Here is a 6,901-nt window from a genome sequence, read left to right as displayed (position 1 = left end):
ACCGAAATAAAATAGTCGCCTTCAAACAGCATCACCGGCATGGTAACCGAGACGATCATTTCCTCGTTTGGCTGTGCCACGTCGACTAATTCGACCGATTGCCATTCCGAATTGGTATTGTAAATCGTTATGCCTTCTTTGGTTTTTACCGCAAAACCAAAGATCGGCCGCACGACGGTTGCATGGAATTTCACCCGGAATGAAAACCTGATTTCTTCACGGGGCACCAGGCTGCCGGGATAATTTTCCCCCGCCTGCTGCACATTGAAATCCAGAAACTCCGCCGCCCGATCGCCCCAACGGTATTCCGCGGGGTTATAATTCGGCCGCTCGGCATAAGCGCCGTTTAGCAGCGCGGCGATACCGGTGCCGCCATGGCCAACGACGTCCGATTGCGATTCTCGTACCGCGCGGCTTTCCTCGCCTTCAATCGCTTCATCGATCTGGTCCACCATCTGCTGGCGTTCGCTGTTATGGATCTTTTGCTTACCGAACAGAATATCCAGATAACGATTAACAATATCGCGCGGCGCGCCGATCTCTTTCATCTCGCCACCGTCCAGCAGCATCGCCCGGTCGCAATGAGTGACGATTTGTTCAGTGGCATGGGAAACAAACAGGATCGACGTGCCGCTTTGCTTGAGTTTTTTCAAACGGGCAAAACATTTTGCCTGGAACTTGGCATCCCCCACCGCCAGCGCTTCATCGACGATCAGGATTTCCGGATCGATCTGGGCCTGCACCGCAAAGGCCAGGCGCACCAGCATCCCGCTGGAATAAGAGCGCACCGGCGAGTCGATAAAACGGCCGATATCGGCGAACGAGAGAATATCATCAAGCTTATTGTTGGTTTCCTCGCGGCTTAACCCCAAAAGCGACGCGTTAAGGTAAACATTTTCCCGCCCGGAGAAATCATTGTTAAAGCCGGCGCCCAGCTCAAGCAATGCCGCCACGCGGCCATTCACCTGCACATCGCCGCCGGTGGGCGACAGGGTGCCGGCAATGATTTGCAGCAGGGTGGATTTGCCTGAGCCGTTACGCCCGACGATGCCCATGGTCTGGCCGCGCGGCAGCTCAAACGACACATCGCGCAGCGCCCAGAAATCTTCATGGTAAACCCGCGGCGGTTTGTGTAAATAATGATCCAGGCGCGGCACGATAAATTGTTTTAGGCGGCGGGCCGGGCTTTCATACACCTGATAGCATTTACTGATGCCATCGATCTTTATCGCCAAATCATCAGAGGACATCGGCAAATCCCTTACGCGTTTTTTGGAACCAGGCATATCCCAGCCACATGATCACCAGCGCAACCAGCGAATACCATGCCAGGCCGGCAAAATCGGGATATTGCCCCCAGATAAGGACCGCGCGCGCCTGCTCGATAATAAAGGTCAAGGGGTTCAGCAGGATCAGCGGACGGATATTCTCGGGTAAAGAGGAGATCGGGTAAAACACCGGCGAAAGGAACATCGCGATGGTCATGAGAATGGTAATGGTCTGCCCCACATCCCGCACGAACACGCCCAGCGACGCCAGGAACCAGCTCAGGCCCAGGGTAAGCAACACCAGCGGCAACATCACCAGCGGCGTAAAAATAAGCGTCCAGTGCAGATAACCATTAAAGACAAAAAAAGCGGTAATCAGCACCAACATGCTGATCATACTGTGGAAAAGCACCCCGCCCAGCGAGACTATCGACAGGATCTCCAGGGGAAAAATCACTTTTTTGACATAATTGACATTGGCCAGCACCAGCGTGGGCGCGCGGGTCAATGTCTCGGCAAATAAGGTATGCATGATTAATCCGACGAACAGGATCACGGCGAAATCCGTTTTGGAACTCGTGACCGCGCCGGCGCCCCAGCGCGCCTTGAACACCACCGAAAAAACCAGGGTGTATACCGCCAGCATAAATATCGGATTGATCACCGACCAGAATATACCCATAAAGGAACCCCGGTAGCGCCCGATGATATCCCGCTTGACCATCTGGTAAATCAGCTGCCGGTTATTCCATGCCGTGGCCGTCAGGGAAAGAAGTGTGGTGGGTTTATCTGTATGAGGATTCATTGAAAGCTCTTTAAACGGCGGCAGTAAATGCCGCCGTGGTTATTACGCTATTTTTGCCATACAGGAATCAAGCGCCCCGGCCCAGTCCGACGGACGGATGCCGTAACGCGCTATTTTTTCGCATGACAACGTCGAATACCCCGGGCGTTGCGCCGCGGTAGGGTATTGATCGGTACCGATGCCTTTCACTCTCGGCAAAGAGGCCAGCAAGTTTAGACGGGCCGCGCACGCCAGGATCTCATCGGTAAACTCCTTCCATGAGACTTCGCGATCGCCGCAGAAATGGTAAACACCTTCGGCCGGTTTCTCGCCGGCGAGGGTGATAATCGCCTGGGCGATATCACCCGCATAGGTAGGGCAACCGCGCTGGTCGTCGACAATACTCAGTTGATCGCGCTCAGCGGCCAGACGCAGCATGGTCTTGACGAAATTACTGCCGTACTCGCTGAATACCCAGGCGGTGCGGATAATAATGGACTCCGGGTACACCCGCATCACGGCACGTTCACCGTCAAGCTTGGTGGCGCCATACACCCCTAAGGGATGGGTCGGGTCGGTTTCCACATAAGGCGTGCTTGACGTACCGTCAAAGACATAATCGGTTGAAATATGCACAAAGCGCGCCCGCGCGCGCTGGGCGGCGCGCGCTAGGTTTTCCGGCCCGACGGCATTGATAAGCGCGGCCCGCGCGGCATCGGATTCCGCTTTGTCCACCGCCGTATAGGCCGCGGCGTTGACGATAAGGTCAGGCTGAAAGTCCGCCACGGTTTGGTCAACCCGAGCGGCATCGGTAATATCCAGCGTGTCGGTGTCGGTCGCCATAATCTGCCAGCCGGCGGGAAGCCGATCCTGAAAACAACGGCCCAATTGGCCGTTAGCCCCGGTAAGTAAAACTTTCATGCTTAAAGATCCTTGAATAACTTGCCCAATTTATCCTTTTCGGATAACAGGGGCTGCGCTACCGGCCAGGCAATGCCAACCGCCGGATCGTTCCACAACAGGCACTCTTCGTGCTGCGGGTTATAATAATCGGTACATTTATATTCAAAATCGGCGATATCGGAGATCACCACAAAACCATGGGCCAGTCCGGGCGGGATCCAAAACTGCTTCTTGTTTTCCTCGGAAAGCAGCACGCCCTCCCATTGGCCGTAGGTGGCGGAATCGCGGCGGATATCCACCGCCACGTCGAATACTTCGCCGCGCACCACCCGCACCAGCTTGCCCTGCGGATTGGTCTTCTGGAAATGCAGGCCGCGCAGTACGTTTTTTGACGAGCGCGAATGGTTATCCTGGACAAAATCCAAATCGATATCCAGCAACGACTGATAGCGCCGCTTCTCAAAGGTTTCCAGAAAAAAGCCGCGCGCATCACCAAACACTTTCGGTTCGATGATTTTTACGCCGTCTATTTTGGTATCAAGCACTTTCATGACCGTTTTTCCCCGGCAATCTGGATCAAATATTGGCCATATTCGGTTTTACTCATTAACCGCGCCTCTTCCAGGACCTGCTCTTTATTTAACCAGCCCTTGTTAAAGGCAATTTCTTCCAGGCACGCGACTTTAAAACCCTGCCGCTTTTCGATGGTATGGATAAATACCGACGCCTCAATCAGGCTTTCATGAGTACCGGTGTCCAGCCAGGCAAAACCACGACCTAATAGCTCGACGTTTAATTGATTTTTTTTGAGGTACATTTCGTTAAGCGTGGTGATTTCCAATTCGCCGCGCGCGGAGGGTTTTACCTGCTTCGCCAGCTCCACCACCTGCTCATCGTAAAAATACAGTCCGGTAACCGCCCACTCGGATTTCGGCTTAAGCGGTTTCTCCTCAAGGGATAACACCCGGAACTGCTCGTCAAATTCCACCACGCCGAAACGCTCGGGATCGACCACGTGATAACCAAAAACCGTGGCGCCGGTGGTGCGGGCCGCCACGGTTTCAAGCTTGGCGCCGAAGCTCTGGCCGAAGTAGACGTTATCGCCAAGCACCAGCGCGCAGCGATCGCCATTGATAAATTTTTCGCCGATGATAAAAGCCTGGGCAAGTCCATCAGGGCTCGGTTGGATCTCATAGCAAAAATTCAGGCCAAACCGGCTGCCGTCACCCAGCAACCGCTGGAACGAAGGCATATCCTCAGGCGTTGAAATAATCAGGATATCGCGGATCCCGGCGAGCATTAATACCGAGATCGGGTAATAAATCATGGGCTTATCATAGAGGGGCAATAACTGCTTGGAAACCCCACGGGTTATCGGATACAGACGCGTGCCCGTACCGCCGGCCAAAACTATACCTTTCATAAGATGCACTGATTCCTAACGTTTAATTTAAGCCAAGACGCTCGCCGGAGTAGGATCCGTCCTGAACCCGCTGCCACCAGGTCCGGTTCTTCAGATACCATTCCACGGTTTTTCGAATGCCGCTTTCAAAGGTCTCAAGCGGTTGCCAGCCTAACTCCCGCTTGATCTTGGCGCCGTCGATGGCATAACGCAGATCGTGACCAGGCCGGTCGGTGACGTAGGTAATTAAATCTTCGTAGTGCGCCAGTCCCGTGGGTTTGCCCGGCACCATCTCATCGAGCAAACGGCAAATGGTCCGCACCACGTCAATATTCCTGCGCTCGTTGTGGCCGCCGATATTGTAGGTTTCACCCACCCCGCCGGTTGTCACCACCTTATATAAGGCCCTGGCATGATCTTCCACATACAGCCAGTCGCGTATTTGCGCGCCGTTGCCATAAACCGGTAACGGCTTGCCGGCAAGGGCGTTAAGGATCACCAGGGGAATAAGCTTTTCAGGAAAATGATAGGGACCATAATTATTGGAGCAGTTGGTCACCAGGGTCGGCAACCCATAGGTCCGGTGCCATGCCCGCACCAGATGATCGCTGGACGCTTTCGACGCTGAATAAGGGCTGCTCGGGGCATAAGGCGTGGTTTCGGTAAACAAATCCTCGGCATTATGCAAATCGCCATACACTTCATCGGTTGAAATATGATGGAAACGAAACGCGTCCCGCCCGGCTTCCGGCAGACTCAGCCAGTAATGCCGGGCCGCCTCCAGCAGGGTATAGGTGCCGATGATGTTGGTTTCCATAAAGGCCGCGGGACCGTCGATGGATCGGTCGACATGGCTTTCAGCGGCCAGATGCATGACCGCGTCAGGCTGGTGCCGGGCAAAAACCCGATCCAGCTCCGCGCGGTCGCAAATATCGACCCGCTCAAACGCGTAGCGGGGATCGCCATTGACCTCGGCCAGGGACTCAAGATTACCCGCATAGGTCAAACAATCGACCACTAAAACCTGATCCCGCGTATCCCTGATGATGTGCCGCACAACGGCGGAACCAATAAAACCGGCACCGCCGGTAACTAAAATTTTCATTTAAAATGAATCCATTATTTCTTGTTGCTGGAAGATTGCATCAAAAATAGATTGTACTGCCAGGACCCGTCTGGTGCACAAGCCGGCTCGTCCAGCTAAACCCAACGCCACGGCGGCGAACTGTCCTGTGCAAATATTAACATTGCTAAGTAATACTAACGCTGATGTGCATTAAGGAATCTCATCCCATCGTCCTTGATTTTCACACCATTTACTGATCCGCCGGCCGATGTCGCCCTCTGCCGCACGGCGAATAATTGTATCATACACAACATAATTAGGTTAGTAATAGACAAAGCATCATTAATGTATCAGTTAATCAATGACGGGATATAAGAACATGCTGAAATGAAGCCCAAATGTGCTTGCAAAACAGCCAACTCGCGTGCGTAACAGCAACGCGCGACAAGAAGAAAAATAGGGAAAATCCGGATTGAAATCGTTTTTGCAGTGGATAAGGTATTGTCTAGTTTATCATTGACGGCGCTTGAGCCGCCAGACTGTGACTTAACTGAAATCAAACGGAACGACCGCCGATGGCGCAACCCGGCCGTGCCGAACGTGCGGCGTCCTGTCTTGCGCGTTCAAGGATAACAACGTTTTTTGTTAATTGTTAAGCAAGCTAATTATCAGTGAATATTAGCAAGAGACGATAAGGCCGAACCCAAGTCCGGCCTGTTTTATAGGGATTACGGCGGTGGCTACTCTTAATTTCCTTTAATGGAAAGGTAAGCCAACATCTTCATTTCACGATGCCCAAGCGTCACATTTTCCAATAAAATACCGGTGATAAATGAAATGGCGGCTAAAATCATTAGCCCGGTGGAGAGTATGGCCGTGGGAAATCTTGGCACCAGGCCGGTTTCAAAATAATCATGAAATAAAGGTATGGCGAAAACCACGCCGCTGATGGCTAACAGTAATGCCAAAATACCGTAAAAGAAGAAAGGCCGTTCAACCGAATAGAGTTTTATAATGGTTTTCAGGATGCGCATGCCATCTTTATAGGTACTTAGCTTGCTTGAGGAACCATCCATCCGCGAGTCGTACGGCGTAACCACTTCAGCGTAAGGAACGCGCAGCTCCAGGGCGTGCACGGTTAATTCGGTCTCTATTTCAAAACCCTTCGCCATGGCCGGGAAGGATTTCACGTAACGCCTGGAAAAAACCCGGTATCCGGAGAGCATATCGGTAAAATCACCGCCGAAAATGGTTTGCACACAGCCCGTCAGGACCTTGTTGCCCAAGGTATGGCCGGGACGATAGGCCTCTTTTTCAGAATGCTGGCGCGCGCCGACCACCATATCAAGATGTTCATCCATTAACTTATTGATAAGTAATGGGCAACTGGCGGCATCGTAGGTGGCGTCACCGTCGACCATGACATAGATATCGGCTTCGATATCGGCGAACATTCTTCTGACGACATTGCCTTTGCC

General features: G+C 52.8%; 7 protein-coding genes. All 7 read right to left on the bottom strand.

The features are described 5' to 3' along the window. Nucleotides 1-1,250: ABC transporter ATP-binding protein (locus VGC33_RS17260; RefSeq protein WP_331122003.1), on the bottom strand; the 1,250-nt coding region annotated here is incomplete at its 3' end. Beyond that, complete coding sequence (locus tag VGC33_RS17255) at nt 1,240-2,073, bottom strand: ABC transporter permease (protein ID WP_331122002.1); 834 nt, start codon at nt 2,071-2,073, stop codon at nt 1,240-1,242. The genes VGC33_RS17260 and VGC33_RS17255, both read right to left, overlap by 11 nt. A 42-nt stretch (nt 2,074-2,115) precedes the next feature. Further along, the gene (gene rfbD, locus VGC33_RS17250) at nt 2,116-2,973 is read right to left on the bottom strand and encodes a dTDP-4-dehydrorhamnose reductase (protein ID WP_331122001.1); all 858 of its coding nucleotides are present in this window, start codon (nt 2,971-2,973) and stop codon (nt 2,116-2,118) included. A gap of 2 nt (nt 2,974-2,975) precedes the next feature. Beyond that, nucleotides 2,976-3,506 (bottom strand): dTDP-4-dehydrorhamnose 3,5-epimerase, encoded by a 531-nt coding sequence (gene rfbC / locus VGC33_RS17245; protein ID WP_331122000.1) that lies wholly within the window; start codon nt 3,504-3,506, stop codon nt 2,976-2,978. Further along, nucleotides 3,503-4,378, bottom strand: a complete 876-nt coding sequence (gene rfbA, locus VGC33_RS17240; RefSeq protein ID WP_331121999.1) for a glucose-1-phosphate thymidylyltransferase RfbA — start codon at nt 4,376-4,378, stop codon at nt 3,503-3,505. Before rfbA ends, rfbC begins: the two co-directional genes overlap by 4 nt. 22 nt (nt 4,379-4,400) lie before the next feature. After that, a complete protein-coding gene (gene rffG / locus VGC33_RS17235) occupies nt 4,401-5,462 on the bottom strand; it encodes a dTDP-glucose 4,6-dehydratase (RefSeq protein ID WP_331121998.1) in 1,062 nt (353 codons plus the stop codon). Between the two features lie 707 nt (nt 5,463-6,169). Further along, on the bottom strand, nt 6,170-6,901 hold a 732-nt coding region (locus tag VGC33_RS17230; RefSeq protein WP_331121997.1), incomplete at its 5' end, for a glycosyltransferase family 2 protein.

This window comes from Acerihabitans sp. (assembly GCF_036398755.1).
GTDB lineage: Bacteria > Pseudomonadota > Gammaproteobacteria > Enterobacterales > Enterobacteriaceae > Acerihabitans.
This window is presented reverse-complemented; position numbering and strand designations above follow the sequence as displayed.